The sequence below is a fragment of the Flavobacterium sp. UBA4854 genome (genome assembly GCF_002399805.1).
GTDB classification, from domain to species: Bacteria; Bacteroidota; Bacteroidia; order Flavobacteriales; family Flavobacteriaceae; genus Flavobacterium; species Flavobacterium ginsengisoli.
Window position 1 is genome coordinate 32,005 of record NZ_DHEI01000123.1, and the last position, 1,181, is coordinate 33,185.

The following is a 1,181-nucleotide window of genomic DNA, read 5'->3' on the forward strand; positions in this document are numbered from 1 at the left end:
TTATCTGGAAGTGTTGTTTACAACGCAAAAACAGGTAAAAACGATACATTGCCAGGATTTAAAAACGCAACAAACGTTGCAGAATTTGTAAATGCAAATTCTGATGTTCCTTACGATTCTACTTATGTTCCTAAAAATGCATTGCCAGCAGTTGATGCTGACAAATTATTCAGCTTGCCAGCTGGAGCAATTTACGGACCATATGTTTACGGAAGATACTATGCAATCTCTAAATCTTTAGGATTTAAAGCTGGGGTTAATGCAAAAGCAAGTCATATCTTAATTGGATACGAAGGATCTCAAACTCCAAACCCAAAAGAGAAAAGAACTAAAGAAGAAGCTAAAGCTAAAGCTGAAGAAATTTTAGCTCAAGTTCAAGCTAATCCAGATAGTTTTATGATGTTGGCTTTCACAAGTTCTGATGATTCATCTGCACAACAAGGTGGTGATTTAGGATATTTTGGGCCAAACCAAATGGTAAAACCTTTCAATGATTTTGTATTCAGCAACGGAATTGGTAAAGTTGGTTTAGTAGAAACTCCTTTCGGATTTCACATTATCAAAATTACAGACAAACAAGACGGAATTCGTTTAGCTACAATTGCTCAAAAAATCGAGCCATCTGAAGCTACTTCTGATAAAGTATTTACATTAGCAACTAAATTTGAAATGGATGCTGCTAATAAAGATTTTAATGCTGCGGCTAAAGAGTTAGGTTTAAAAGTTGCTCAGCCAGTTAATGCAAAAGCTATGGATGAAGCGTTTGGACCATTAGGTAACCAACGTAACATTGTAAGATGGGCTTTTGATAAAGAAACTGACAAAGGAGACGTAAAACGTTTTGAAATTGCAAACATCGGACACGTTATTGCACAATATAAAGGCGAAAACAAATCTGGTTTAGTTTCTGTTGATATGGCAAGACCTTATGTTGAGCCAATCTTGAAAAACAAGAAAAAAGCAGAATTATTAAAAGCTAAAATGCAAGGTTCAAGCATTGAGGCTATTGCTAAAGCTGCAGGAGTTGCAGTTCAGCAAGCTACAGACGTAACTCTAGATAACCCAGTTCTTCCAGGTGGAGTTGGACAAGAACCACAAGTTGTAGGTAATGCTTTTGCTTTGACTGCAAACAAAATCTCTGCTCCAATTGAAGGAAATACAGGTGTTTATGTGGTTAAAAA

The 1,181-nt window shown here is 36.2% G+C and carries 1 protein-coding gene; it reads left to right on the forward strand.

The window, feature by feature from the left end:
- On the forward strand, positions 1 to 1,181 hold a 1,181-nt coding region (locus tag B3J44_RS18190; RefSeq protein WP_286970176.1), incomplete at both ends, for a peptidylprolyl isomerase.